General features: G+C 70.6%; 24 protein-coding genes and 1 tRNA gene. 13 read left to right on the top strand and 12 right to left on the bottom strand.

Features of this window, described 5'->3' with window-relative positions; all coding sequences use genetic code 11:
- Nucleotides 1-45 precede the first annotated feature (45 nt).
- The gene (locus tag C3481_RS07895) at nucleotides 46-1,767 is read right to left on the bottom strand and encodes an amidase (RefSeq protein WP_103841517.1); all 1,722 of its coding nucleotides are present in this window, start codon (nucleotides 1,765-1,767) and stop codon (nucleotides 46-48) included.
- Nucleotides 1,764-2,897, bottom strand: a complete 1,134-nt coding sequence (locus tag C3481_RS07890) for an agmatine/peptidylarginine deiminase (protein WP_103841515.1) — start codon at nucleotides 2,895-2,897, stop codon at nucleotides 1,764-1,766. The genes C3481_RS07895 and C3481_RS07890 overlap by 4 nt, the downstream gene beginning before the upstream one ends.
- Nucleotides 2,898-2,960: 63 nt before the next feature.
- On the opposite strand from C3481_RS07890, the gene C3481_RS07885 reads away from it, so the two are divergent.
- The 3 genes from C3481_RS07885 to C3481_RS07875 all read left to right on the top strand — a co-directional run bounded on the left by C3481_RS07885 (nucleotide 2,961) and on the right by C3481_RS07875 (nucleotide 5,193).
- A complete protein-coding gene (locus C3481_RS07885; protein WP_036304702.1) occupies nucleotides 2,961-3,587 on the top strand; it encodes a TetR/AcrR family transcriptional regulator in 627 nt (208 codons plus the stop codon).
- 96 nt (nucleotides 3,588-3,683) lie between these two features.
- On the top strand, nucleotides 3,684-4,352 hold the full coding sequence (locus tag C3481_RS07880) for a ThuA domain-containing protein (protein WP_023952898.1): 669 nt from the start codon (nucleotides 3,684-3,686) through the stop codon (nucleotides 4,350-4,352).
- A 43-nt stretch (nucleotides 4,353-4,395) separates the two neighbouring features.
- A complete protein-coding gene (locus C3481_RS07875) occupies nucleotides 4,396-5,193 on the top strand; it encodes an MOSC domain-containing protein (protein WP_103841513.1) in 798 nt (265 codons plus the stop codon).
- Between the two features lie 181 nt (nucleotides 5,194-5,374).
- Here the strand turns inward: C3481_RS07875 and C3481_RS07870 are convergent.
- The 6 genes from C3481_RS07870 to C3481_RS07845 form a co-directional block, all read right to left on the bottom strand.
- Nucleotides 5,375-5,448, bottom strand: a tRNA-Gly gene (locus C3481_RS07870).
- Nucleotides 5,449-5,473: 25 nt separating this feature from the next.
- Nucleotides 5,474-5,851, bottom strand: coding sequence for a hypothetical protein (locus C3481_RS07865; protein WP_023952846.1), 378 nt, complete (start codon nucleotides 5,849-5,851; stop codon nucleotides 5,474-5,476).
- Nucleotides 5,852-5,894: 43 nt separating this feature from the next.
- Nucleotides 5,895-8,120 (bottom strand): beta-glucosidase, encoded by a 2,226-nt coding sequence (locus C3481_RS07860; RefSeq protein WP_103842087.1) that lies wholly within the window; start codon nucleotides 8,118-8,120, stop codon nucleotides 5,895-5,897.
- Nucleotides 8,121-8,198: 78 nt separating this feature from the next.
- Complete coding sequence (locus tag C3481_RS07855; protein ID WP_094261028.1) at nucleotides 8,199-9,095, bottom strand: carbohydrate ABC transporter permease; 897 nt, start codon at nucleotides 9,093-9,095, stop codon at nucleotides 8,199-8,201.
- The gene (locus C3481_RS07850; protein WP_103841511.1) at nucleotides 9,092-10,108 is read right to left on the bottom strand and encodes a carbohydrate ABC transporter permease; all 1,017 of its coding nucleotides are present in this window, start codon (nucleotides 10,106-10,108) and stop codon (nucleotides 9,092-9,094) included. The genes C3481_RS07855 and C3481_RS07850 overlap by 4 nt, the downstream gene beginning before the upstream one ends.
- 8 nt (nucleotides 10,109-10,116) lie before the next feature.
- Nucleotides 10,117-11,421 carry an ABC transporter substrate-binding protein gene (locus C3481_RS07845; RefSeq protein ID WP_052007628.1) on the bottom strand — a complete coding sequence of 435 codons (1,305 nt, stop codon included), beginning with the start codon at nucleotides 11,419-11,421 and terminating at the stop codon, nucleotides 10,117-10,119.
- Nucleotides 11,422-11,627: 206 nt separating this feature from the next.
- On the opposite strand from C3481_RS07845, the gene C3481_RS07840 reads away from it, so the two are divergent.
- Together C3481_RS07840 and dcd are read left to right on the top strand one after the other, a co-directional pair.
- On the top strand, nucleotides 11,628-12,641 hold the full coding sequence (locus C3481_RS07840; RefSeq protein ID WP_023952840.1) for a LacI family DNA-binding transcriptional regulator: 1,014 nt from the start codon (nucleotides 11,628-11,630) through the stop codon (nucleotides 12,639-12,641).
- 35 nt (nucleotides 12,642-12,676) lie between these two features.
- Nucleotides 12,677-13,282 carry a dCTP deaminase gene (gene dcd, locus C3481_RS07835; protein WP_023952839.1) on the top strand — a complete coding sequence of 202 codons (606 nt, stop codon included), beginning with the start codon at nucleotides 12,677-12,679 and terminating at the stop codon, nucleotides 13,280-13,282.
- Nucleotides 13,283-13,350: 68 nt separating this feature from the next.
- On the opposite strand, the gene C3481_RS07830 is transcribed toward dcd, so the two are convergent.
- A complete protein-coding gene (locus tag C3481_RS07830) occupies nucleotides 13,351-13,953 on the bottom strand; it encodes a MarR family winged helix-turn-helix transcriptional regulator (protein WP_103841509.1) in 603 nt (200 codons plus the stop codon).
- A 112-nt stretch (nucleotides 13,954-14,065) separates the two neighbouring features.
- Here C3481_RS07830 and C3481_RS16760 point away from each other — a divergent pair, with 112 nt between their 5' ends.
- The 3 genes from C3481_RS16760 (at nucleotide 14,066) to C3481_RS07815 (ending at nucleotide 16,864) form a co-directional block, all read left to right on the top strand.
- Entirely contained in the window at nucleotides 14,066-14,590 is a 525-nt protein-coding gene (locus tag C3481_RS16760; RefSeq protein WP_023952837.1) for a MarR family winged helix-turn-helix transcriptional regulator, read from the top strand.
- Between the two features lie 78 nt (nucleotides 14,591-14,668).
- The gene (locus C3481_RS07820) at nucleotides 14,669-16,336 is read left to right on the top strand and encodes a BCCT family transporter (RefSeq protein ID WP_374754846.1); all 1,668 of its coding nucleotides are present in this window, start codon (nucleotides 14,669-14,671) and stop codon (nucleotides 16,334-16,336) included.
- Between the two features lie 81 nt (nucleotides 16,337-16,417).
- Nucleotides 16,418-16,864 (top strand): GNAT family N-acetyltransferase, encoded by a 447-nt coding sequence (locus tag C3481_RS07815; RefSeq protein WP_103841505.1) that lies wholly within the window; start codon nucleotides 16,418-16,420, stop codon nucleotides 16,862-16,864.
- Nucleotides 16,865-16,870: 6 nt separating this feature from the next.
- Here the strand turns inward: C3481_RS07815 and C3481_RS07810 are convergent, their stop codons facing one another.
- The gene (locus C3481_RS07810; protein WP_258039053.1) at nucleotides 16,871-18,328 is read right to left on the bottom strand and encodes an MFS transporter; all 1,458 of its coding nucleotides are present in this window, start codon (nucleotides 18,326-18,328) and stop codon (nucleotides 16,871-16,873) included.
- Nucleotides 18,329-18,437: 109 nt separating this feature from the next.
- On the bottom strand, nucleotides 18,438-19,157 hold the full coding sequence (locus tag C3481_RS07805) for a response regulator transcription factor (RefSeq protein ID WP_103841503.1): 720 nt from the start codon (nucleotides 19,155-19,157) through the stop codon (nucleotides 18,438-18,440).
- 330 nt (nucleotides 19,158-19,487) lie between these two features.
- Between C3481_RS07805 and dnaK the strand changes: the two genes are divergently transcribed.
- From dnaK to C3481_RS07780, 5 genes are all read left to right on the top strand, one after another.
- The gene (dnaK, locus tag C3481_RS07800; protein ID WP_103841501.1) at nucleotides 19,488-21,356 is read left to right on the top strand and encodes a molecular chaperone DnaK; all 1,869 of its coding nucleotides are present in this window, start codon (nucleotides 19,488-19,490) and stop codon (nucleotides 21,354-21,356) included.
- A 2-nt stretch (nucleotides 21,357-21,358) separates the two neighbouring features.
- Entirely contained in the window at nucleotides 21,359-21,985 is a 627-nt protein-coding gene (locus C3481_RS07795) for a nucleotide exchange factor GrpE (RefSeq protein WP_071918640.1), read from the top strand.
- A gap of 11 nt (nucleotides 21,986-21,996) precedes the next feature.
- On the top strand, nucleotides 21,997-23,001 hold the full coding sequence (locus C3481_RS07790; RefSeq protein WP_064956374.1) for a DnaJ C-terminal domain-containing protein: 1,005 nt from the start codon (nucleotides 21,997-21,999) through the stop codon (nucleotides 22,999-23,001).
- A 92-nt stretch (nucleotides 23,002-23,093) separates the two neighbouring features.
- A complete protein-coding gene (locus C3481_RS07785; protein WP_023952824.1) occupies nucleotides 23,094-23,543 on the top strand; it encodes a heat shock protein transcriptional repressor HspR in 450 nt (149 codons plus the stop codon).
- Between the two features lie 172 nt (nucleotides 23,544-23,715).
- Entirely contained in the window at nucleotides 23,716-24,600 is an 885-nt protein-coding gene (locus tag C3481_RS07780) for a hypothetical protein (protein WP_258039052.1), read from the top strand.
- A gap of 85 nt (nucleotides 24,601-24,685) precedes the next feature.
- On the opposite strand, the gene C3481_RS07775 is transcribed toward C3481_RS07780, so the two are convergent.
- Nucleotides 24,686-25,279: a hypothetical protein gene (locus C3481_RS07775; protein WP_071918638.1), complete on the bottom strand. Its 594-nt coding sequence runs from the start codon at nucleotides 25,277-25,279 to the stop codon at nucleotides 24,686-24,688.
- Between the last annotated feature and the right edge of the window lie 139 nt (nucleotides 25,280-25,418).

The following is a 25,418-nucleotide window of genomic DNA, read 5'->3' as shown; positions in this document are numbered from 1 at the left end:
GTTCCGTCGGGGCGGTGCGGGACAGGTCGGTGCCCGGCGGATGGATCAGGTCAGCGGCGGAGTCCGCGGCGGTGCGACCCGCCGCGGAGCGATCGCCTCGACGGCCGTCCCGAGCCGCAGCAGCGCGCTGTCGTCGTACGCGCGCCCGGCGATCGTCAGGCCGACCGGCATCCCGATGTCGGGGAGGAGTCCCATCGGAACCGTCACCGTCGGGATGCCCAGGTGGCGGATGGCGAGATTGCCGTTGGCGATCCACGTGCCGTTGCGCCAGCCGAGATCGGCCGACGCGGAGTTGACGTCCATGTCGGCGGGTGCGACATCGGCGACGGCGGGGAAGGCGACGGCGTCGAGGCCCGCGACATCCATCCACTCCTCGAAGTCGACCGCCCGGGTCTCTTCGAGCCCGCGGAGCCCGGCCTCGAGATGCGGGATGTCGGTGAGCGCGACGCGCGGGTGCGCGCGGACCCAGTCGGGATACCCGGCGATGTCGTCGTCGAATCCGTCGTAGCGGTCGGGCAGGGCGCCGTCGGGATGCGGGAAGATCCGTGCTCCGTCGACGCGCGCGAGGCCGGGGAAGGCGGGGTCGCCGTTGGCCCGGAGGAAGTCGTCCCAGGCCCAGGCCGACAGATCGACGATCTCGCGGCGCAGGTACTCGGGGCTCACGCGACCGTTCGTCGCGATGGACCCCGCGCCGGGCCGGTCGTTCTCGTAGCGCGACACGACGGGGAAGTCGGTCTCGACGACCTCGGCTCCGGCTGCCTCGAGCTCAGCGCGAAGCGACCGCCACAGCGCGATCACGCTTGGCCGCGTCTCGATGCGTCGCCCGGTCGGCCCGCCGATGCCGGGGGAGTCGGCGGTGCCGGCATCCGGATCGGCGCCGATGTACATGCGCGGAATACCGATGCGTCGGCCGGCCAGCACCGCGCGGGCGTCGGCGGGGCCCGTGACCGCGAGGTCGCGGTAGGTCTGCGGGCGGACGGCCGAGGCGGCCGGGATCTCGACCCAGGGCTGCACCCGCCAGAAGTCGCCGTGAGGGTCGGGATCGTCGGCGACGACGACATCGAGCACGGCGAGCAGATCGGCCATCGTCCGGGTGTGGGGGACGACGACATCCATCGTCGGGACGAGCGGCCAGTTGCCGCGCACCGAGATCACGCCGCGCGACGGGGTGTAGGCGCAGAGGGCGTTGTGCGAGGCCGGTCCGCGCCCACTCGACCACGTCTCCTCGCCGAGCCCGAACGCGGCGAAGCTCGCTGCGGTGGCCGTCCCCGAGCCGTTCGACGATCCCGACGCGAACGGGGCGGTCAGATAGTCGGCGTTGTACGGGCTCTCGGCCCGCCCGTAGAGACCGCGCTGCATGCCGCCGTTGGCCATCGGGGGCATGTTGGTCAGCCCGAGGCAGATGGCGCCGGCATCCCGCAGCCGCTCGATCGTGAAGGCGTCGCGCTGGGCGACGAGGTCGGCGAACGCGGGGCTTCCGGCGGCCGCGGTCAGGCCGCGCACGAGGTAGCTGTCCTTCGCGGTGTAGGGGATGCCGTCGAGCGGGCCGCGGCTCTCGCCGCGCGCGCGACGCTCATCGGATGCGCGGGCTTCGGCGAGGGCATCGGGGTTTCGGACCACGATCGCGTTGAGCGCGGTGGCGGTGTCCGGGCCGTCGTAAGCGTCGATGCGCGCGAGGTACGCCTCGACGAGCCCGACCGCGGTGGTCTCGCCGCGCGCGAGCGCCGCCCCCAGCTCGCTGATGGAGGCCTCCCAGACCTCGATCACCGGTCTGTCCCCGTCGCGCCCACCGACGAGTCGCCAGGAAGTGCGGATCCGGCGGGGGCGGCATCCGCAGAGTGTGGCGAGTCGACGGGGGAAGGGGAGGGGGCGGGGGCGGGCTGTTGCTGGGTGATGCAGTGGATGCCGCCGCCGCGGGCGAAGAGCGGGCGCGCGTCGACCGTCACGACGCGGCGGCCGGGGTAGGCGTCGGCGAGGATGCCGCGGGCGCGGTCGTCGGCCGCGGGGTCGCCGAAGCCGCAGGCGATGACCCCGCCGTTGACGACGAGGTGGTTGACGTAGCTGAAGTCGACGAAGCCCTCGTCGTCGCGCAGCTGCGCGGGGCCCGGCAGGTCGATGATCTCGAGGCGCCGGCCCGCGGCATCCGTCGCCGCCTCGAGGGCGGCGCGGATCTCGGGCATGAGGGCGTGGTCGGGGTGCGCGGGGTCGGGTTGCGCGTGCAGGAGCACCCGTCCGGGCGCGGCGAAGGTCGCGACGATGTCGACGTGGCCGTTCGTGCCGAACTCGTCGTAGTCGCGCGTGAGTCCGCGCGGCAGCCAGATGGCCGTGTCGGCGCCGATCGTGCGGAGCATCTCGGCCTCGACGCGCGTCCGATCGGCGAAGGGATTGCGGCGGGGGTCGAGCTGGACGGTCTGGGTCAGCAGCACGGTGCCCGCACCGTCGACGTGGATGCCGCCGCCCTCGTTGACCAGCATCGAGCTGACGAGCTCCGCCCCGACGTGGGCCGCGATGATGCGGGCGTGCTCGGCGGAGAGGCGCCAGTCCGCCCAGTCGGGGGCGCCCCACCCGTTGAAGATCCAGTCGACGGCCCCGAGGACGCCGGGCCGCTCGTCGTCGACGACGAAGGTCGGGCCGTGGTCGCGCATCCAGAACTCGTCGACCGGCGTCTCGTGCTGGTCGATCCCGCTGCCGAGAAGGTCGCGCGCCCGCGCGGTCTCGGTCGGGTCGACGAGCATCGAGACCGGCTCGAACTCGGCCACGGCGCGGGCGACGGCCGTCCAGGCGGCGTACCCCTCGGCGCGATCCGCCTCGGTGTCGCCGAGAGTGAACCCGACGCGCGGGAAGGCCATCCAGGTGCGCTCGTGCGGCGCGGTCTCGGCCGGCATCCTCCAGGGCATCGCGTTCCTCCGGATCCAGTTGATCGGTTGATCAATTTCTGGGAAGCGTACAGACTGGCGGGCATGGCGTCAAAGGATTCCGCGGGGCGAGCGCGGCTGAGCGGAGAACAGCGCCGCGCGCAGATCGCCGCCGCCGCCGAGCGCATCGCCCGCGAGCAGGGACTGAGCGCGGTGACCCTGCGTGCCGTCGCGGCGTCGGTCGGCGTCGGGTCGGCGCTCGTCGCGCATCATGCCCCGAGCATGGACGACGTCGTGGCCGGCGCGTTCGACACGATCGTCGCGGCCGAGCTGAGCGACCTCGAGCGCCTGCGAGAGAGGAGTCCCGACAGCGTGCTGCTGGTGCGCGAGCTGCTGCGCACGCTCCTCGACGGCACCCGTTCCGATGTCACCCTCGTGTGGGTGCAGTCGTGGGCGCTCGGTCGCCGCAACGAAGCGCTCGCCGAGCGCGTGCGCGCGCAGATGGATGCCTGGACGGCTTTCCTCGAGGGCATCATCCGCGACGGCGTGAACGCAGGCACGTTCCGGGTCGACGACCCCGTCGCCGTCGCGGCCCAGGTGCTCGGGATGATCGATGGGCTCAACGCCCACGCTCTCGTGTCGTGGCGTGACGCCGATGCCCGCATCCGCCTCATGTCCACCGCCGTCGAGGCTCTCCTCGGGCTCCGGCCGGGTGAGCTCACGGCGCCCTGACCGCGCGGTGTCACAGGCGGCGTCGATTCTCAACCCGTCGGCGGGAGGGGCGCGGGGCCCCTACGGTGGGAGCACAGACGCGAGGGGGACACCGCCATGGCACATCGAGCACTCGTCCTGACCGGATCGGGGCGGTACGCCGACCCGTGGCACCCCTTCGCGGAAGTCGGGGCCGAGGTCGCCGACATCCTCCGTCACCGCGACTGGGATGTCGCCGTGTCGGACGACGTCGATCAGGGCATGGCGAACCTCGACGGGTACGACCTCGTCGCGGTCTGCGCGGGCGATCCCTGGCGCGGCGGTAGCAGCCTGACGCGCGGCGCTCCGCCGTCGTCGGTCGCGGGCTTCGCCGCTGCGCTCGAGCGCGGCATCGGCGTGCTCGCGGTGCACTCGGCGGTCTCGTCGCTGCGCGATTACCCGGAGTGGGCGCCCGCGCTGGGCGCCATCTGGCTGCCCGAGCTCTCGTTCCACCCCGAGGCGGGCGAGATGACGGTCCAGGTCGAACCGGATGCCGTGCCCGTCGAGGTTCCCACGACCTTCCACACCCACGACGAGCGCTACTGCGCGCTGCAGCGGCTCGGGCAGCGCACCGTCGTGGCATGGCACGAGGGAGACGGTGCGAAGGAGGCCGCGGCGTGGGTGCGGGAGTACGGCGGCGGCCGCATCGCGGTCGACGTGCTCGGGCACGACGCACGCGCCTTCGAGGCCTCCGGCCACCGCACGCTCGTCGCCGCCCTCGCGGCCTGGGCGGTCGCCGGCAGCTGATCTCGGTGCGGCGCAGCACTGTGCTGTGCGGCAGAGTAGCGGTGTGCTCGCCGTCTCCGCCCTGTACCGCTACCCCGTCAAGGGATTCACCCCCGAAGCGCGCGACGAGCTCGTCGTCCAGCCCGACGGTCGGATCGCCGGCGACCGGGTGCTCGCTTTCCGGTTCGCCGACGCGGTGGAGCCCGAGGATGCCGACGGCCTCGAGTCGTGGCCGAAGAGCCGTGGCCTCGCGCTCATGGACTTCCCGGCGCTCGCCCGCGTGGCTCTGTTGTTCGACGCCGACGCCCAGCGGCTGCGGCTGAGCGCCGATGGCGCGGTGCTCGCCGAAGCGGGGCTCGATGACGCCGGCCGGCGCGAGCTCGAGGAAGCCGTGACCGCGTTCGTGCAGGCCTCGCCGGATGCCCGACGGCTCGAGAAGGAGGGCGTGCTGCCGCTGCGGCTCGTCGGCGACGGTGTCACCGCCCGGTTCCAGGACCGGGCCCGCGGCTATGTCTCGCTGCACGGCGCCGCGTCGGTCGACGACGTGGACGCCGCCGTGGCCGCGCCCGTCGACAGCCGGCGGTTCCGCTCGAACATCGTGGTTTCGGGTGCCGGGGCATGGGACGAGCTCGGCTGGAGCGGCCGCATCCGCATCGGAGAGGTCGCGTTCGAGGTGCAGCGCCCCATCGGCCGGTGCGCCGCGATCATGGCCAATCCCGACACGGGCGAGCGCGACGCCCGGCTGCTGCGCGTGCTGACGACCGAGTTCGATCAGGCCGAGCCGACCCTCGGCATCCTGCTCCTCCCCGCCGACGGCGGCGGTGTCGTGCGGGTCGGCGACGAGGTCATCATCGAGCGCTGAGCCGGCGAGCCGGCATCCGCCCGCCTGGATCGGGATGCAAGGGATCCGACACGACACCCCGGGACGGATGCCGCTGAGCGGGGTGTCGGGCACGGAGCATTGCATCGCGGCTCGCGGGTCGGTTCCGGCGGCAACCATGCGAATGCCCCGACGCGCGGCCGGTGGCCGCCCGTCGGGGCAGTGGAGGGGCTGACGGGAATCGAACCCGCGCTATCTGCTTGGGAAGCAGATGTTCTGCCATTGAACTACAGCCCCACGCACCCGGAGGTGCTCGGTCAGCTTACCCCACAGGGCTCGGACCGCCGGAAGCCGGACCGCCGGAAGCCGGACCGCCCGGTGCGCCGGGAGCAGCTGGCCCACCCGGAGCACCCGGAGCACCGTGGCCTCCCGGCGCGGGCGGAGCCTGCGGGTACGGCGGCGCCGCCGGACGCGGACCGGCACCATAACCCCCGACACCCCCGACACCGGCCCCGCCCCCACCCGGGAACTGCCCGCCGCTCTCGCGCATCGCGAGCAGCATCCCGTTCTTCACCGCCGTGCGCATCAGCAGGTAGCTCACCCACAGGATGAGCGCGATCGTCCCGAGGTAGATCGCGATCCCGAGCACGATGAAGCCGATGCCGAAGGCCGCCGCGGGCCCTGCGTAGTCGTTGTACATGGCCCGCACACTATCGCTCGATCCCGCCGCGCACGACCCCCGGTCACCGCTCGATCGAGACCTCTACGATGCGCCGGTCGGATGCCGTCACGCGGTGCACCGCGCCGACGATCTGTGTCGCCGCCTCGGTCTCGCGTTCCGCGCACGACGGTCCGACCCACAGCTCGATGTCGCCAGGCTCGACGATGCGCACGCCCTCGCGTCCCGTGAACGCCAGCCGCGCGGTCGGGACATCGAACGAGACGGTCGCCTCGGCGCCGGCAGCCAGCTCCACCCGGGCGAACCCGAGCAGCTGCGCGACGGGACGCGTCACGCTTCCGTGGACGTCGCGGGCGTAGAGCTGCACGAGGTCGGTGCCGGCGCGCTCGCCCGTGTTCCGCACGCGCACGCTCGCCGTGAACGCGTCTCCGGCCGAGACCGTCTCCGTCACCGACAGACCGGTCCGCTCGAACGTCGTGTAGCCGAGCCCGTGTCCGAAGGGGAGCGCGGGGGTGCTGTCGGCGCTCGTGATCTCGTTGGGTCCGCCGAGGATCGGGTGCAGGTAGCTGTAGGGCTGCGAGCCGGACGACCGGGGGAGCGAGACGGGCAGGTGGCCCGAGGGTGAGACCTCGCCGCTGAGGATCGCGGCGATCGCGGCACCCCCCTCTTCGCCGGGGAAGAAGGTCTGCAGCGCCGCCGCGACGGCCCCCTCGCCCGAGAGCGCCCAGTCGATCGCGTACGGCCGGCCCGACAGGACGACGAGCACGACCGGGGTGCCCGTCGCGACGAGACGCTCGACGAGCTCGCGCTGCACGCCGGGCAGCTCGAGCGAGTCGGTGTCGTTCCCCTCGCCGACGGTGCCCCGGCCGAACAGGCCGGCCCGGTCGCCGACGGCGACGATCGCCACGTCGGCCGCGCGCGCGGCATCCTCCGCCTCGGCGAAGCCCGACCGGTCGTCGCCCTCGGCCTCGCAGCCGCGCACGACGGTGACGTCGGCGTCGGGCAGGGCATCGACGATGGATGCCGCGAGCGTCGGGATCTCGAATCCCATCGGCACGCCCGGGTGGTGGGCGAGCACGTGGTTCGCGAACGAGTAGCAGCCCATGAGGGCGTCGGAGCTGTCGCCGTTCGGCCCGATCACGGCGACGCGACGGGGCGATGCGAGGGGAAGGGTGCCGTCGTTGGTCAGGAGCACGACCGATTCCTCGGCGAGGCGACGGGCGACCGCGCGGTGGGCGGGCGAGTCGAGGTCGATGCTCGTCGGCGGCTCCTCGAAGGTCTCGTCGAGGAGCCCCAGCTCCTCCTTCTGGATGAGCACGCGACGCACGGCGCGATCGATGAGGGCCTCGTCGACCTGGCCCGCCCGAACGCGCTCGGCGAGGGGGCCGACGTAGGCGTCGCCCGTCGGTAGCTCGACGTCGATGCCGGCCTCGAGGGCGAGCTGCGCGGCCTCGCCGCGGTCGCGGGCGACGGCGTGCATCGTCTGGAGGAAGGCGACGGAGAAGTAGTCCGACACGACGGTGCCGTCGAAGCCCCACGTCTCGCGCAGGAGGTCGGTGAGGTAGGCGGGCGTCGCCGCCACCGGCATCCCGTCGATCTCGGCGTACGAGTTCATGACCGAGCGCACGCCGCCGTCGCGGACGGCCATCTCGAACGGCGGCAGGAACACGTCGGCGATCTCGCGCGGTCCCGCGTGGACCGGCGCGTGGTTCCGGCCCGCCTGCGAGCCCGAGTACCCGACGAAGTGCTTCAGCGTCGCGTGGACCCCCGTGCTCTGAAGACCCCGCACATACGCGGTGCCGATCACGCCCACCACGTACGGATCCTCCGCGATGCACTCGTCGACGCGTCCCCAGCGGGGATCGCGGATGACGTCGAGCACCGGGGCGAGACCCTGGTGGACGCCGAGCTCGCGCATCGACTCGCCGATAAGCGCCCCCATCTCCTCGACGAGCTCGGGGTCGAACGCCGCGCCCCACGCGAGAGGTGTGGGGAAGGTCGCCGCCTGCCACGCCGCCAGACCCGTCAGGCACTCCTCGTGCACGAGCGCGGGGATGCCCAGACGCGTCTCGCGGACCAGGCGGCGCTGCTCGTTCCACAACCACGCCGCCCGCTCGATCGGGTCGACGGGCCGCGTGCCGTAGACGCGGGTCAGCTGCCCGAGTCCGTGGACGGTCGCGTCGGCGTAGGCGGTCGACGACGCCATCTCGCCCGCCATCGGGGCGACGACCTCATCGCCCTGGTCGACCCAGAAGCCGACCAGCTGGGCCAGCTTCTCGTCGAGGGTCATGCGCGCGATCAGGTCGGAGACGCGCGTCGAGACGGAGATATCGGTGAGGGTCACGGTTCGTGCTTTCTCTACGGGGGATCAGCCCTTGACGGCGCCGGTCAGGCCACCGACGATGCGGCGCTCGAACAGGCTGAAGAACGCCAGGGCGGGAAGCATCGACAGCGAGGTGAAGGCGAGAACCTTCGCGGTGTCGACCGAGTACTGCGACGAGAACGCCTGCACGCCGAGCGGCAGGGTGAAGGTCGCCTCGTTGTTGAGGATGAACAGCGGAAGCAGGTAGCTGTTCCAGCTGCCGATGAAGGCCAGGATGCCGACCGTGATGACGCCGGGCACCGACAGGGGCAGCACCATCCGCCAGAAGAACGACAGGCGCCCGCATCCGTCGATGAACGCGGCCTCCTGGATCTCGTCGGGAATGGCCCGCAGGAACGGCACCAGGATGATGATGGTCATCGGCAGCGCGAAGGCGATCTGCGGCAGGATGATGCCCGCGAGAGAGTTCATCAGGCCCAGGTCGCGGATGACTATGTACAGCGGCGTGATCGCGACGGTGATGGGGAACATGAGGCCCGAGGCGAAGACGGCGTACAGCACCCCGCGGCCGCGGAACCGGTACCGGGCGAGGATGTAGCTGGCCATGAGCCCGAGCAGCACGGCGCCGATCGTCGTCGCGCCGGCGGCGATGGTCGAATTGAGCACCTGCTGCCAGAACTGCGAGCCGGTGAGCACCGCCAGATAGTTCTCGATGTTCCACGGCGACGGCCACCCGGCGGGGTCGACGGTGATCTGGGCGTTGCTGCGGAAGCCGCCGATGATGATGTACAGCACCGGCGCGAGCATGAGTGCGATCACCACGAGGGCGACGAAGTACACGACGGGGCTGCCCCAGGGCAGGCGTTCCTTGCGGCGTCCGCGACGCCCGGTCGGTGCGGGCGCGACGATCGCGCGCGTGGCGGGGGAGGTGAGGGCGGTCATCGCTCCTGCTTCCCTTCGGTGATGGCCCCCGCGGTGTCGCGACGCAGCACGTAGCGCTGGTAGACGATCGCGACGACGAGGGAGATGAGGAAGATCACGACGGCGACGGCGTTTCCGAAGCCGTAGCTGCCGGCGTTGCGGCCGTTGACGACCATGTAGGTGGCCATCGTCGAGGTGCCGGCGGTCGACGCGACGTACTGACCCCAGATGATGTAGACGAGGTCGAACAGCTGCAGTGCGCCGATGATCGACAGGAACGCCCAGATGCGCAGGGTGGGGGCGAGCAGGGGCAGGGTGATCCGCCAGTGCATCTGCCAGTAGCCCGCGCCGTCGAGGGCGGCGGCCTCGTAGAGCTCGTCGGGAATGCCCTGGAGGCCCGCGAGGAAGAGGATGACGGCGAAGCCGACGTACTTCCAGGTCAGGATGGCCATGAGCGTCCAGATCGCGATCGATGGATCGGCGATCCAGTCCCGCGTGAGCGCCCCGAGGCCGAGCTGATCGAGGGCCCCGTTGAGGGCGCCCTGGGTCTGCAGCATGAGTCCGAAGCCCGTGCCGACGACGACCTCGGCGATGACGTAGGGCACGAAGATCAGCACGCGGATGAGCGACTGTCCTCGCATGCGACGGTTGAGCAGCAGGGCGAGGAGGACCGCGACGGGACCCTGGAGGACGAGGGACGCCACGACGATGATCGCGTTGTGGCTGAGGGCCTCGACGAAGGTGGGGTCGGTGAGGATCGTGATGTAGTTCTGCAGGCCGACGAACTCGGTGGGCGGCCCGTAGCCCTGCCAGCGGAAGAAGCCGTAGTAGGCCGCCATCACCACGGGGAAGATGACGAACCCGACGAACATCACCAGGGCGGGGCCGACGAGCACCGCGATCTCGAGGCGACCCGACCAGCCCAGGCCTCGGCGGCGCCGGGAGGGCGAGGGCGTCGTGGAGACGCCCTCGCCCCGGGCCGCGAGATCCACGCCGTCGGCGGTGCCCGCCACGGCTGTCTCGCTGAGCGACATGATGCGGATCAGCCCTTCTTCGCTGCGTCGGAGACCGACTGGATCATCTGCTCGGGCGTGCTCTTGCCCGCCAGCAGGTCGACGACGGCGACGTTGAGCGCGTTGCCGACGTTCTGTCCGAGGACGGTGTCGAGCCACTGCGAGACGAAGGGCGCCTTGTTGTACGCGGCGAGGACCTCCTGGAGGTACTCCTCCTCGACCGCCTCCTGCGCGACCGAGTTCACCGGGGGAGCGTTGAAGGCCTTGTAGTAGGCCTCCTGCTGCTCGGCGCTGGCGAGGAAGTTCAGGAAGTCGGCGCACTCCTTCGGGGCCTTGGCCGAGCAGGAGTAGCCGTCGACGCCGCCCATGATCGAGCCGGGCTCACCGGCGCCGCCCGACAGCTCGGGGAAGGGGAACCATGCCAGGTCGGGGAGAGGCTGCTCGTCCGGCGTGAGCGAGGCGATGACGCCCGGGTTCCAGGCGCCCATGAGCTCCATGCCCGCCTGGTGGTTGGCGATGAGGCCCGCGCTGCTGCCGGCGCCCTGCTGAGCCGAGGTCGTGAGGTAGCCCTCGTTGAACGGCTGCAGCTGGGCGAAGTCGGCGAGGTCCTCGGCCGACTTCAGCCAGCACTCATCGCTGAAGTCCTTCGAGTCGCCGGTCTCCTCGATCGTCTCCGGGCTGCACTCGCGCAGGGCGAAGTTGTAGAACCAGTGCGCCGCCGGCCAAGCATCCTTCGCCCCGAGGGCGATGGGGGCGATTCCGGCATCCTTGAGCTGCCCGACCACGGTCTCGAGATCGTCGATCGTCGCGGGGGCCTCGGTGACTCCGGCCTGCGTGAACAGGTCGGAGCTGTACCAGAAGCCGCTGGGGAGCACCGCGAGCGGCATCGCCCATACCTTGTCCTGGTAGGTCTCGGCCTTGAACGAGCCCTCGGAGATCTCTTCCTTGGCGGTGTCGCCGATGAGGTCGGTGAGGTCCATGAGCTGTCCGGCCTGCACCATGGCGGCCATCTTGCCGCCACCGCGCTGCAGGAAGATGTCGGGCGGGTCGCCCGCGTTGAGTGCGGTCTGGAGCTTGCCGTCCATGTCCTCGTTCTGCACGGACTGCATCGAGATCTTGACGTTCTCGTTCTCCGCCTCGAATGCGGCGATGGCATCCTTCCAGAACTGCTGGCCGGGGCCGGTCGTCGAGTTCTGCCAGAGCGTCATCTCGACGGTGCCGTCAGCGCTGCCTCCGTCGCCGTTGCCGCTGCAGGAGGTGAGGGCGAGGGCTCCCACCGCCAGGACGGCTGCCGTGACGGCCGCCTTGCGGCGAGCCGTGATGGTGCGTGCCATGTGATTCCTTCTCTCTTCGTTGAGTGGACATCTGCCGATGAGCGCGCCGCGGCCGGGCCCGGGCTGGGCTGCTCGAACCGCCGAGCGGCGATGCTCGGTGTCGTCGGACATTCGCTGGTGCTGTCGGACACCGAAAGTTTGCGCGGGCAACAAAGAGGTGTCAAACGTTTTCGAAAACGGTTTCCATTTCGGGCTAGCATGCGGTCATGGACCGACGACGACCCACCATCCACGACGTCGCGGAGCGTGCCGGCGTCTCGGTGTCGACCGTGTCGAAGGCTGTCAACGGCCGTTACGGGGTTGCGACGGCGACCGTGGATGCTGTGATGGCGGCCGTCGCGGAGCTCGGCTACGAGTCGAGCCTGATCGCCAGCAGCATGCGGTCGCGCTCGACCGGTGTGATCGGCGTGCTCGTCGCCGACTTCGAACCGTTCAGCGCCGAGATCCTCAAGGGGGTGGGCGAGGCGCTCCGCGACACGAGCTACGACCTGCTCGCCTACTCGGGGTCGCGCGGCGACGAAGAGGGGTGGGAGCGCCGGTCGCTGTCCCGCCTGAGCGGAACGCTGATCGACGGGGCGATCATGGTCACCCCGACCGTCGTCAAGGCGAGCGCCGACGTGCCGCTGGTCGCGATCGACCCGCACACCGGTCCGGCCGACGTCCCCATCGTCGAGAGCGACAGCTACGGAGGCGCCCGCGAGGCGACGGCCTACCTCATCGGCATGGGGCACACGCGCATCGGCTACATCGCCGGGCGCGCCGACCTGCGCTCGTCGATCGCACGTGACGCGGGGTATCGTCGGGCGCTCGCCGACGCCGGCATCCCGTTCGATGCGACCTACGTCGGTGCGGGGCGCTATCGCGAGGCGACGGTGCGCGAGGTCGCGATCGAGATGCTGTCGACGCCGAACCGGCCCACCGCGGTCTTCGCGGCGAACGACGTGTCGGCCATCGCGATCCTGCAGGTCGCCGCCGAGCTCGGGCTCGAGGTTCCCCGCGACCTGTCGATCGTCGGATTCGACGACATCCCCGAGGCGACGCGGCTTCCGGTCCCCCTCACGACGGTGCGGCAGCCGATGGGGCGGCTGGGCGCGGCCGCCGTCCAGATGCTGCTGGCCCTCATGCGCGGTGAGACTCCGCCGGCCACGCACCTGCGCCTCCCGACGAAGCTCGTCGCCCGGCAGACGACCGCGCCGCCGGTGCGGCAACGGGCCGGATGACGGCGGCGCACCGCGACGCGCTCTAGGCTGTGTGCGTGCTGCTGAGTGATCGCGACATCCGTGCCGGAATCGATCAGGGCCGCATCGGCCTCGACCCTTGGGATGCCTCGATGGTGCAGCCCTCGAGTGTCGATGTGCGCCTCGACCGGTACTTCCGGCTGTTCGACAACCACAAGTACCCCTTCATCGATCCGGCGCAGGACCAGCCCGAGCTGACCCGGCTGATCGAGGTCGAGCCCGACCAGCCGTTCATCCTGCACCCCGGCGAGTTCGCGCTGGGATCGACCTTCGAACAGGTGCGCCTCGGCGACGACGTCGCCGCGCGCCTGGAGGGGAAGTCGTCGCTCGGCCGCCTCGGCCTCATCACCCACTCGACGGCCGGCTTCATCGACCCAGGGTTCTCCGGCCACGTGACGCTCGAGCTCGCCAACGTCGCGACCCTGCCGATCAAGCTCTGGCCCGGCATGAAGATCGGCCAGCTCTGCTTCTTCCAGCTCAGCTCGCCGAGTGAGAACTCCTACGGATCGGGCCCCTACGGCAATCGCTACCAGGGGCAGCGCGGGCCGACGGCATCCCGCTCGTTCCAGAACTTCCACCGCACCGACGTCGGCACGATCGACGCCGGGTCGCGCGGCGCCTGACGCCGCGTGCGGCATGCATGACGGCCCCGAGGCTCGCGCCTCGGGGCCGTCGCAGGCGATGCCGCGGATCAGGCGGCGTCGCGTCCCGCCGCGAAGCCCGCGGTGAAGCCGCGCTCGAAGGCGTGCTCGCCGCGGTGCGCGTGCTCGCCGCGGTGCGGGTGCTCGCCGAAGCGCGGGCCGCAGCCGTGGCCGCGACCGAAGCCGTGCCCGAAGCCGTGCCGACCGCGAGGGCCGAATCGGCGCGGCGAGGTCTCGTCCCAGCCGAGCCCGCGGGCGATCGCCTCGAGTGAGGCGACGGTGGTGGCGTAGTCCTCCTCGCTGACGGTGCTGCGCACGCGGTCGCGCACGCCGCTCACGAGCGCGTGGATGCGGTCGCGTTCGCGCCGGCCGTCGTCGGTGATGATCCAGGCTCCGTCGCGCTCGGCGGCCCAGCCGCGAGCGGCGAGCGACCGGACGCGCTTGCCGCCCCGCTGCACGCGCTCGGCGAGCTCGGGGATGTCGCGCTCGCCGGCCAGGACGTTGAGCACCGCCCAGTCGCGGCGGTCGAGCCCTTCGGCCGACAGCGTCCGATGCATCTCGGACGACAGGGCCGTCTCGGCGGCGCGCATCCAGAAGGTCAGGGGCCGCGTACGCGGGTGGGGAGTCTCGGAGGTGTTGTCGTGGGTGTCCATGGTGTTCCCTTCGTGGGCCGGTGCGTTCGACCCAAGATGTATGTCATTTGTCATGTACATGCACTATGACATGTAGATCAGGTGCATGTCAAGTCGCATGTATTCTCGAAGCATGACGGCCGCCGACGACCCGCAGATCGATGCCATCGCCGATGCCCTCGGTCGCCTCCGCGGACTGCGGCGGCCCGGGCCGGGCATCGAGCGCGGACCGCACACGCACGGGGGGTTCGGCGCCCACGCCGGGCATGGTCCGCATGGACATCGCGGCGGCCCGTTCGCCGAGGGGCGCGGCCGGATGGCGGGGCTTGCGCGCCTGCGGATGCTCGAGGTGCTCGTCGCGGCATCCCATCCGCTCACCGTCAGCGAGATCGGCGAGGCGATCGGTGTCGACCAGCCGCGTGCCTCGCGGCTCGTCCAGCAGGCGGTCGACCTCGGCCTGGTGCGTCGGGAGGCCGACCCCGACGATGCCCGCCGCACCCGCATCGCGCTGACCGACGAGGGGCGCCGATTCGCGCAGAGCGTGCGGGGTGAGCGTCGCGCTGCCCTCGGCAGCGCGTTGGACGGGTTCACCGACGACGAGCGCTCCGAGCTGGCCCGACTGCTCACCAAACTCGCCGACGCCTGGCCGCGCCCCTGACGCATAGCCGCTGTCGCCGCCGCGGGCAACTGGCCTTCCCCGCTTTGCGTCGCGCCGGTATCCTGTCACCCTGGTTCGGTGAGCACCGACAATCAGCCCTCTCCCGCAGAACGCATAGCCGCGGTGTCCACCCCGGGCACGATCGCCCGCTGGGTGTTCTGGCCCGCCGCGGTGGTGATCGTCGGGTTCAGTGCCTTCGCGATCATCTTCCCCACCACGGCCGAGTCGTTCTTCGGCGCCATCCAGACCTCGATCGTCGACTCGTTCAACTGGTACTACGTCCTCATCGCCGCCTTCTTCGTCGGCTTCGCGATCTTCGTGGGCTTCAGTCGCTTCGGCGACATCAAGCTCGGACGCGATGACGACGAACCCGAGTTCTCGACGGCATCGTGGTTCTCGCTCCTCTTCGCCGCGGGCATGGGCATCGGCCTCGTCTTCTACGGCGTGAGCGAACCGCTCAGTCACTTCGTGAACCCGCGGCCCGGTGTCACCGGCACCGAGCAGCAGCTGGCCCAGGGAGCCCTCACGCAGACGTATCTCCACTGGGGCGTGCACGCCTGGGCGATGTACGTCGTCGTCGGACTCGCGCTCGCTTACGCGATCCACCGTAGGCGTCGGCCCATCTCGATCCGGTGGGCGCTCGAGCCCCTGCTCGGCAACCGCGTGCGTGGGGTGGCGGGGAACGTGATCGACGTCGTCGCCCTCGTCGGAACCCTGTTCGGTGTCGCGACCTCGCTCGGCCTCGGCGTGATGCAGATGGGTTCGGGTCTCGAGTTCATCGGTCTTCCCCCCATGAACGACGCGATGCTCATCGGTCTCATCGCCATCGTCTCGGTCTTCGTGCTTCTGTCGGTGATCTCCGGCGTGACGAAGGGCATGAAGTGGCTCTCGAACTTCAACCTCATCGTTGCCGGTCTCCTGCTGCTGTTCCTGCTCTTCGTCGGCCCGACGCAGTTCCTCCTGCGTGAATGGGTGCAGTCGATCGGCGCCTACATCCAGAACTTCGTCGGGCTCTCGTTCACGGTCAGCGCGTTTCAGGGCACTGAGGGTGAGGCCTGGCAGGCGCAGTGGACGTCGTTCTACTGGGGCTGGTGGATCTCGTGGGCGCCCTTCGTCGGCATCTTCATCGCGCGCGTCAGCAAGGGGCGCACGGTGCGCCAGTTCGTGGCGGGCGTGCTGCTCGTCCCGACGCTGATCGGCATCCTGTGGTTCGCCGTCCTCGGCGGCTCGGCGCTGTACCGCGAGCTCGAGCAGCCCGGATCGATGCTCGCGGCCGACGGCAGCGTGAACCTCCAGGGTGCCCTCTTCCAGGTGCTGGAGAGCGTGCCGGCAGGCGGCGTGCTCACAGTGGGCGCCATCATCCTGATCGCGGTGTTCTTCGTCACCTCGGCTGACTCGGGTGCGCTCGTCATGGGCATGATCGCGACGGGCGGTAATCCCGAGCCGCCCCGCTGGGTGCGCGTGTTCTTCGTCATCACGACCGCCGCCCTCGCGAGCGCGCTTCTGCTGGCCGGAGGTCTGGAGGCGTTGCAGACGGCGGCAATCCTCATCGCCCTGCCGTTCTCGGTCGTGATGCTGCTGATGTGCTGGTCGACGGTGCTCGCCTTCCAGCGCGAACGGCGCGCCTACGCCCGCGCGGAGCGGGCTCAGTTCATCGAGCGGATCGGCGACCACTACGGGCTCGAGGTCGAAGAGCCGAACGAGCGGGGGGTGCGCTTCCCCTGGATCGGCGGCAGGCGCGGCTGACACGGCTGCCGCGAGTCGTCAGTGAACCGCCTCGAAGGCGCCGGGCACGACCGCTCGGCGCCTTCGTCGTACGCTGGGCGGATGCTCCCGGTGTCTTCCGCCCGTCTGACAGATGTCCCCGCCGAGACGCTCTACCGCCTGCTCTGGCTGCGCGTCAGCGTCTTCGTCGTCGAGCAGGCCGCCGCCTATCCGGAGCTGGACGGCCGCGACCTCGAGCCCGACACCGAGCTCTTCTGGATCGAAGACGACGGGCGGGTGCTGGCGACGCTCCGGTTGCTTCGCGATGCCTCGGGAAACGCCCGCATCGGCCGAGTGGCGACCGCAGCCGACGCGCGCGGCCGTGGTCTGTCTGCGCAGCTCATGCGCGCGGCGGTCGAGCGCGCCGGGGAGCGGTGGCCCGGTGCCGCGATCGACCTCGATGCGCAGAAGCACCTCGCCGACTGGTACGGGAGGTTCGGGTTCGCGATCAGCGGGGCGGAGTTCTCCGAGGACGACATCCCGCACGTGCCCATGCGCCGCCCCGCCTGAACCCGGTCAGCGGATGCCGGCCTGCTTCGGCAGCCGCACGAACAGCAGCAGCACGAGTCCGAGGAGCAGCACCACCGCGATGCCCAGGACGCCCCAGATGATGCTGCCGAACCAGGCGATGAACAGCGCCCACATCGCGGGGGAGAGGAAGCTCGCGACGCGTCCGGTCGTGGCGTAGAGGCCGAAGATCTCACCCTGCATCCCCGGGGGCGTCACCCGGGCCAGCAGCGAACGGCTGGCGGCCTGCGCCGGGCCCACGCACCCCGAGAGGATCAGTCCGGCGATCCAGAACACGATCGATCCGGCATCCTGCAGGACGAACAGCAGCACGGCCACAGCGATGAGGCCCGACAGGGTCGCGACGATCACGGCGCGTGCCCCGAACCGGTCGTCGAATCGTCCGGCGACGATGGTGGACGCGCCGGCGACGAGGTTCGCGGCGATGCCGAACATCATGACCTCCGTCGCCGAGAACCCGAACGCGCGTGCCGCCAGGACGCCGCCGAAGGCGAAGACGCCCGCCAGGCCGTCGCGGTACACCGCGCTCGCCAGGAGGAACCAGAACGTCGGGCGTTCCGTGCGGTACAGGCGGACGATGTCGGCCACCAGGTGCGCGTACGCCGCGAAGAAGCCGACCTTCTCCGTGGTGTGGGGCGCGGAGCGCTCGGGCACGTTCAGCATCAGCGGGATGGCGAAGACGATCGTCCACACGCCGCAGCCCACGGCGATGAGCCGGTAGGCGAGACCGTTGCTGGTGTCCATCCCGAACCAGTCGGCGAAGGTGAGGACGACCACGAGGGCCAGGGCGATGATGCCGCCGATGTAGCCGAGCCCCCAGCCCAGGCCGCTGACCCGTCCGATCGTGCGGGGGGTCGAGACCTCGACGAGCATGGCGTTGTAGTTGACGCCCGCGATCTCCGAGACGACGGCGCCGAGAGAGAGCACGATCGCGCCGTACCAGAAGAAGGCCGGGTCGGCGAAGGTGAAGAACAGGGCGAACTGCAGCAGCGCGAGGACGACGGTGAACACCCCGAGCCATCGCTTCTTCCGCCCCGACCGGTCGGCGGTCTGTCCCAGCACGGGGGCGAGCAGCAGGATCAGGATGCCGGCGGCGGTCGAGGCGACGCCGTAGCCGCTCGCCAATTCGGCCAGCGCTGCCTCCTTCACCGGGTCGGTGTCGGGCAGCGCTGCGATGTCGGCGGGGAGGAACGAATCCGAGACGAGGAACAGCGACGCGAAGACGAATGTGAGGATGACGGAGTTGAAGGGCTGCGTCGCCCAGTCCCAGAGCGCCCACGACACGACGGCCTTGCGGGGGATCGGCTGCTCGTCGACGTCGCGGGTCCGCATGGCGGCGATGCGCCCGAGGGCCTGCGTGTCGGCGGCCGTCGGAGGCGCCGGCACGCCGGGATCGGATGCCTGCGGGGAGCGGCCCGCGCCGGGTGGGTCGGTCTCGGGTGACATGCCGGGCACGCTACGACCTCTCCGTGAACACTCGGTGCCGCCGGTCGGCGGCGCGTCGCGTCATCGCGACGGGGTCAGCGTATCCGTTGCCGGGCGGGGAGCGTGCTTTTCAGTCGCGACGCGCGAACCGGTAGCCGATGCCGCGCACCGTCTCGATCCAGCGGCCCGTACGGCCGTCGTCGCCGAGCTTGCGCCGCAGGTTCATCAGGTGGACCTCGACCGCGTGGAGATCATGTCCGCTGACGTGTTCGCCGTGGGCGCCGCTCTGCCGGCGCAGCATGAGCGCGATCCACGCCTTCTCGATGACGTCGCCGGGGCGCTGCATGAGCGCCTGCAGGACGTCGAACTCGGAGCGTGTGAGATCCAGCGACCGGCCGTCGAGCTCGACGCGGCGCGAGCCGGGGCTCAGCCGCAGCCCGCCGGCTTCGAGCCACGCCCCCGGCGCCGCCTCGCCGGGCTGGAGGGCGCGGGGGCGGCGCATCAGGGCGTCGATCCGGGCGCGCAGCTCGTAGGGGCGCCAGGGTTTGATGACGTAGTCGTCGGCACCGCTGCGGAACCCCTCGACCGTCGCGGTCTCGTCGTCGACGGCGCTGATGATCAGCACGTACCCGTCGTGGAACGCCCGGATGCGGCGGACGGCCTCGAACCCGTCGATCCCGTCGAGCTTGACGTCGACGGTCGTGAGGTCGGGGCGCAGCAAGCGCACCGCGTCGACGCCGGCCGGGCCGTCGGGGAAAGCATGCACGGCGAAGCCGTGCTGTTCGAGGGTCTGGGTCAGCAGGTGACGGAGGTCGTCGTCATCCTCGATGACGACAGCGCTGCGAGTCATGAGCGCCTCCGTGCGCGCGGGAACGCTCGGCGACCGCCCATCGCGGGCTCTATGTCGACGAGAGGCGAGTTCGGGTTCACGCTTCTTGTCATGGGTGGACTCAACATATAGCGCCCCCCTGGGAGGATTCGATGATGCCGCCTCAGGGTTACTCAGCTTTTCCTCAGGCCATTGTCATGCGGCTGACGCTGCTTATCGCCGAACTTGATACGACCAGACTCAAGTTCTCTTGACAGGGTTTTCCGGCGCGAGTACAGTTGAGTCATCGCGGCTCAGGTTGGGCCGCCGCAGACTTCCGATCCATTCGAACCGCAAGTAAGGAGACAACTCATGGCACGTGCAGTGGGTATCGACCTGGGCACGACGAACTCCGTCGTGGCCGTCCTCGAGGGCGGCGAGCCCAAGGTCATCGCCAACGCCGAAGGGCTCCGTACGACCCCCTCGGTCGTCGCGTTCACCAAGGACGGCGAGGTCCTCGTCGGTGAGACCGCCAAGCGGCAGGCCGTTACCAACGTCGACCGCACGCTGACCTCGGTCAAGCGCCACATGGGCACCGACTGGAAGACCCAGTCGATCGACGGCAAGGCGTACACGCCGCAGGAGATCTCGGCCCGTATCCTCCAGAAGCTCAAGCGCGACGCCGAGCAGTACCTGGGCGACACGGTGACGGACGCCGTCATCACCGTCCCTGCGTACTTCAACGACGCCGAGCGCCAGGCCACCAAGGAGGCCGGCGAGATCGCGGGTCTCAACGTCCTGCGCATCATCAACGAGCCGACGGCCGCCGCGCTCGCCTACGGTCTCGACAAGGGCAAGGAGGACGAGCTCATCCTCGTCTTCGACCTCGGTGGTGGAACCTTCGACGTCTCGCTGCTCGAGGTGGGCAAGGACGACGACTTCTCGACCATCCAGGTGCGCGCCACCGCCGGTGACAACCGCCTCGGTGGTGACGACTGGGACCAGCGCATCGTCGAGTACCTGATCAAGCAGTTCAAGGACACGACCGGCGTCGACGTCTCCGGCGACAAGATCGCGCTGCAGCGCCTCAAGGAGGCCGCTGAGCAGGCGAAGAAGGAGCTCTCGAGCTCGCAGTCGACCTCGATCAACCTGCCCTACCTCTCGCTCACCGACTCGGGCCCCGTCTCGCTGTCCGAGACGCTGTCGCGCGCGAAGTTCGAGGACCTCACCAAGGACCTGCTCGACCGCACGAAGAAGCCGTTCGAGGACGTCATCCGCGAGGCCGGCATCAAGGTCGGCGACATCGACCACGTCGTGCTCGTGGGTGGTTCCACCCGCATGCCCGCCGTGTCGGAGCTGGTGAAGAAGGAAGCCGGCAAGGAGCCCAACAAGGGTGTGAACCCGGACGAGGTCGTCGCCGTCGGCGCCGCCCTGCAGGCCGGCGTCCTCAAGGGCGAGCGCAAGGACGTCCTCCTCATCGACGTGACCCCCCTGAGCCTCGGCATCGAGACCAAGGGCGGCATCATGACGAAGCTCATCGAGCGCAACACCGCCATCCCCACCAAGCGCAGCGAGACCTTCACGACCGCCGACGACAACCAGCCGTCGGTCGCCATCCAGGTCTTCCAGGGCGAGCGCGACTTCACCCGCGACAACAAGCCGCTCGGCACGTTCGAGCTCACGGGCATCGCACCGGCGCCCCGCGGCATCCCGCAGGTCGAGGTCACCTTCGACATCGACGCGAACGGCATCGTTCACGTCTCGGCGAAGGACAAGGGCACCGGCAAGGAGCAGTCGATGACGATCACCGGCGGCTCGTCGCTGCCGAAGGACGACATCGAGCGCATGGTGCGCGAGGCCGAGGAGCACGCGGCAGAGGACAAGAAGCGCCGCGAGGCCGCCGAGGTCCGCAACCAGGCCGAGACCCTGTCGTACTCGATCGAGAAGCTGATCGCCGACAACGCCGACAAGCTCCCCGAGGACGTCAAGACCGAGGTCCAGGGCGACGTCGACGCGCTGAAGACCGCGCTCGCTGGCGACGACGACGAGGCCGTGAAGACCGCGTTCGAGAAGCTCAACGCATCGCAGGGCAAGCTTGGCGAGGCCATCTACGCGCAGGGTCAGGCCGACCAGGCGCCGGGAGCCCCGACCGACGCTCCGACCGGTGACACCGGTGCGGCGGCATCCGATGAGGACGTCGTCGACGCCGAAGTCGTCGAAGACGAGGACGAGAAGAAGTAATCATGACCGACAAGGACTTCGAAGAGCCGCACGGCGATGACGAGGTCCTCGGCGAGGAGGGGTCGGACGCCCAGGCGTCCGGCCCCGACGCGCACGAGGCCTCCGGAGCATCGGATGCCGCCGACGCCGCGGCTGCGGACGACGAACTGACCATCGACGACATCCTCGGAGCGACGCAGTCCGACGAGGCGGCCGTCGCCGAGGCGCCGGCCGAGGAGCACGACCTGCTACTCGACCTCAAGCGCGTGCAGGCCGAGTACGCCAACTACCGTCGGCGTACCGAGGACCAGCGCGAGGCCGAGATCGAGCGCGCCAAGGGGTCGGTCGCCAAGGGGCTGCTGCCCGTGCTCGACGACCTCGACCGTGCCGACAAACACGGTGACCTCGTCGAGGGATCGCCGCTCGCGGTGATCGCGGACAAGCTCCGCGGGGTCGTGGCGCGCTTGGGTGTCGAGTCCTACGGCGCCGCCGGCGACGCCTTCGACCCGCAGCAGCACGAGGCGATCTTCCAGGCGCCCACCCCGGGCACGGCCGAGCCGACGATCCTCGAGGTCGTCGAGGTCGGCTACCGCCTCGGCAGCATCGAGCTGCGTCCGGCGAAGGTCGTCGTCGCCGTGCCGGCCGAATAGGAGGCAACGACATGGCCAGTCAGGACTGGTTCGACAAGGACTTCTACAAGGTGCTGGGCGTCTCCAAAGACGTCTCCGACAGCGACTTGAAGAAGACCTACCGCAAGCTCGCGCGCAAGTACCACCCCGACTCGACGCAGGGCGACCCCGCGGCCGAGGCGAAGTTCAAGGAGATCAGCGAGGCGTACTCCGTGCTCTCCGACAAGGAGCAGCGTGCCGAGTACGACCAGATCCGGGCGATGGGGTCGGGCAGCGCCCGCTTCACCGCGGGTGGCCAGGGCGCCGGTGGCTTCGAGGACGTCTTCAGCGCCTTCAACCAGGGTGCGCGGGGCGGCGCCGGAGCGCGCGGCGCCGACTTCGACGACATCTTCGCGATGTTCAACCAGCAGACCGGGCGGTCCAGTCGCTTCGGGTCGGGCGGCTTCGGCCGCTCGACCGGAGGATTCCAGGGCTTCGGCGGCCCGCAGCGCGGCGCCGACGTCACGGCGCGGACGACGCTTGACTTCGCCACGGCGGTTCGCGGCGACACCGTCACGCTCCAGGGCGAGGACGGCAAGCCGTTCAAGGTGAAGATCCCGGCCGGAGTCAAGGACGGGCAGAAGATCCGGCTGCGCGGTCGCGGGCGTCCCTCGCCCGATGGCGGAGAGCCGGGCGACATCGTCGTGAGCGTGACCGTCCGGCCGCATCCGGTGTTCACGCGCGACGGACTCAACCTCCGTGTCGTGGTGCCGGTGACCTTCACCGAGGCGGCCCTCGGCGCCACGATCGAGGTACCGACACTGGGCGGCGACCCCGTCAAGCTGCGGGTCGCGCCCGGCACCCCGTCGGGTCGCGTCCTGCGGGTCAAGGGGCGCGGCGTGAGCACGTCCAAAGGCACGGGCGACCTCCTGGCGGAGGTTCAAATCGCCGTTCCCGCCCATCTCGACGAGGAGGCCCGAGCGGCCCTCGAACGTTTCGCGGAGGTCGAGCCCCGCGAGAACCCCCGCGCCGACCTGATGAACAAGGCGCGCGGCTGATCCACCCGCTGCCCGCTCGCCGTCCCCGATCCCACGGAACGGGGGCGGCGGGCTGGACGGCGACACCCGCGACGCCCAGGAGGTGACCAACCATGGCTGAAGACGACATCGACGAGGACGCCCCGATCTTCGCGATCGCGGCCGCGGCGGAGCTCGCCGCCATGCACGCGCAGACCCTCCGGCAGTACGACCGGCTGGGCCTGGTGGTGCCGGGCCGCACGCAGGGCGGGTCGCGACGCTACTCCCTGCGGCACATCCGTCAGCTGCGGGAGGTGGCGCGGATGTCTGCGGAGGGCATCAGCCTCCCCGCCATCGCGCGCATCCTGGAGCTCGAGAACGAGGTCGCTGGGCTCCGCCGCGAGGTGCGCGACCTCGAGCAACGACTGCGCGACGAGATGCAGCAGCGTCCCGGTGCGCGGGTCTTCGCGGCCGGCGCCACCGGCGCGGTCGTGACCCTGCGTCACGGCGCGCGCGTGCGCCGGGCGACCGAGGTCGTGCTCTACCGCCGCCCCTCCGACCCGCCCGCGTCCCCGCAGTCGTAGCGACCCGACGCAAAGGGGCGTTATCCGGCGCGCGAACCGACCATTCGGGTCGGTTCGCGCGTGTGGCGGGGATGTGAGCAGGGGTCCTGCACAGGCGGGGCGACGGAGATCGGATGTCGAACGGGCTGGGGAGATCTCGGGGTGGGGTGCGGAGGGCCGCCAGCCTGGACGGGTGGCACGCACTCCTGCTGAGCTTCCCGAGGCGCTGCCGGGTGCCTTCACGGTCGGGACGGCGCGCGCGACCGGGGTGACGCGCGGCAGACTCCGTTCGGCCGACCTGGCCGCGCCCTTCCACGGCCTCCGCTCGCGTGCGCCCGTGACGGATGTGCGCGCGCTGGTGACCGCCTATCTGCCGAAACTGCGCCCGGGCGAGCACATCAGTCATGCCACGGCAGTGGCTCTCGTCGGCGGCTGGATCCCAGAGCGGCTGCGCGCGCAGGTGGATGTCGCGGCGCCGCGACCGCTCGGGCGTGCCCGTGGTGCCGGGGTGCGCGGGCACGAAGCCGCGGCGGCGAGTCCGTGGCGATTCGGACCCGTTCCGATCGCGCACCCGGCCGTCGCCTGGTGCCAATCGGCCGAGCTCATGGGCGAACGCGAGCTCGTCATCGCGGCAGACTCTCTCATGCGCAGGCATGATCCTGTCTTGTCGATCGAGCAGCTCCGTGGAGCGGTGGCGGGGTGGTCCGGTCGGCGCGGCGTACGCGCGCTCCGACTCGCGTACGAACGTTGTCGGGAACGCACCGACTCCGTTGCGGAGACGGAGCTGCGTCTCGACGCCGAAGACCTCGGATTGACCACGTTCGAGGTCAACGCGGTCATCTGCGATGAGGCCGGGCGCTTCGTGGCCTATGGCGACCTCGTCGACGTCGAGCGGCGCGTGCTGTTGGAGTACGACGGTCAGCAGCACCGGCTCGACGACGCGCAGTACGGCCGCGACGTCGACCGCCTCGACGACCTCGCTCGCCTCGGCTGGCGCGTCATCCGGGTGAACAGGACCCACCGCGGCGCGCGGCGGCGCGCCATTCTCCTCCGCGCACGCGAGGCGCTGGCCCGCTGACCCCGGCCCTCCGCGACTCTGCGCCCAACCGACGCGAAAGGTCGCTCCGGCCGGTGATCGACGACGCTTTGCGTCGGGTCGGCGATCAGGCGGGTGGGAGGCGGAGGGTGTTGGCCGACTCGTCGAGGGTCAGGTCGTCGACGACGCGGAGCGAGCGGGCGAGGTGATCGAGCTCGTCCAGAACCGTTCCCACGCGCTCGCGGTCGCTGCACACAGCCGAGAGCGTCACGAGATGCGTCCCGGTGTCCCACGTGTACGAGACGAACGGCGGCGTCCGCGGGTCGGGCGGCAGCGTCATCACGAGCTTCTCGCCCGCCCCGAGGTAGGGGGAGCGGAAGTCCTCGGTGTCGTCGTACTCCATCGGCATCATCGCCCGCGCGGTGCGTACCTGCGGCGTCGCTTCCTGCATCTGCGCGAGCACGACGACCAGCTCGGGGTCGGCCTTCCACATCCAGGCCCGTACGCGCCCGTTCGCGCGGCGCATGAGCATCGGCACGGCCTGGCTCGCAGCCCACGCCGCGAAGCGCCCGCCCGGGCGCGGCGCGGCGCCGATCGCGGCGTTCGCCTGGCTCAGCAGCATCCCGATGGCGCGCTTGCGGGCGCGGCGTCCGGAGAATCCGAATGATTCGGTGACGGGTACCCAGCGGGCGGGATCGGCATCGGCTTCGAGTCGGGCCATGACCACAGCCTAGGGATGCCGCCTGGGTGCTCGCCCCCGTCTGCCGCGCAGCCCGCGGCGCGGGCCCGTGCCGCCCGGTTTTCCCCAACGCCGCACCGCCTCCCGGAAGCCCCAAGACCGCTCGGGTAAGCTCAGGCCC

This window comes from Microbacterium sp. Ru50, assembly GCF_002920555.1.
In the GTDB taxonomy this organism is placed as follows: domain Bacteria; phylum Actinomycetota; class Actinomycetes; order Actinomycetales; family Microbacteriaceae; genus Microbacterium; species Microbacterium arborescens.
The sequence above is the reverse complement of the archived record's forward strand: the minus strand, read 5'-3'. Positions and strand labels throughout refer to the sequence as shown.